At 45.7% G+C, this 623-nt stretch carries 1 protein-coding gene and 1 pseudogene; one reads left to right on the top strand and one right to left on the bottom strand.

The features are described 5' to 3' along the window. Positions 1–107: pseudogene (locus R8O11_RS28935) on the top strand (ankyrin repeat domain-containing protein); the annotation flags it as partial. A 118-nt stretch (positions 108–225) separates the two neighbouring features. Here R8O11_RS28935 and R8O11_RS28940 read toward each other — a convergent pair. Further along, the coding region (locus tag R8O11_RS28940) for an isochorismatase family protein (RefSeq protein ID WP_318195086.1) at positions 226–623 on the bottom strand (398 nt) is incomplete at its 5' end.

Genomic DNA, 623 nt, shown 5'->3' on the forward strand with positions numbered 1-623 from the left:
AAGCGGAATGTTCGCCCGATTTGCGCAACAAAGCCGGACTCGACTTGAAGACGTTTGCAGAGATTTATGGCCAGTCGGAAGTGTTGAAATCTCTTCAGAATAAATAGAGCAAAAACAGATCAAGAAAAACCAAGCAAGCAAATGATGAGTAAGACGCGATCCCAAAATAAGCAAATAAAAACGGCTCAGAAATCTGGGCCGTTTTTACACAAGGAAAGCGGTTAATTACGCGAAGCGCTCAACAATAATGTCATCGGCATTTGCAACAAACAGTGCGCCTTTTTCTTTCATCTCTGCGATCACGCTGTCGACCGTATCTGGCAGAACGGCGCGAGTTGCAGCTAGATTCACAATCACCTTAAAGCCGAGATCTAACGCTTGCATAACGGATTTCTTGACGCAGAAATCGAGCGCTAATCCACCAACTACGACGGTATCTATTTTATTGCATTTCAGAAACTCATTTGCACCCGTAGTTTTGGTGTCAGCCACGTCATGGAAGAAGATGCCGTAAGGGTGTGCGTCCGGATCCATCCCTTTATTAACTTGGAAATCGTAGTCAAGCACTGGAGGTAATCCATCCAGAAGCTCTACGCCTGTTGTGCCAAGCACACAGTGGCGAT

Source organism: Vibrio sp. 1288, assembly GCF_033344475.1.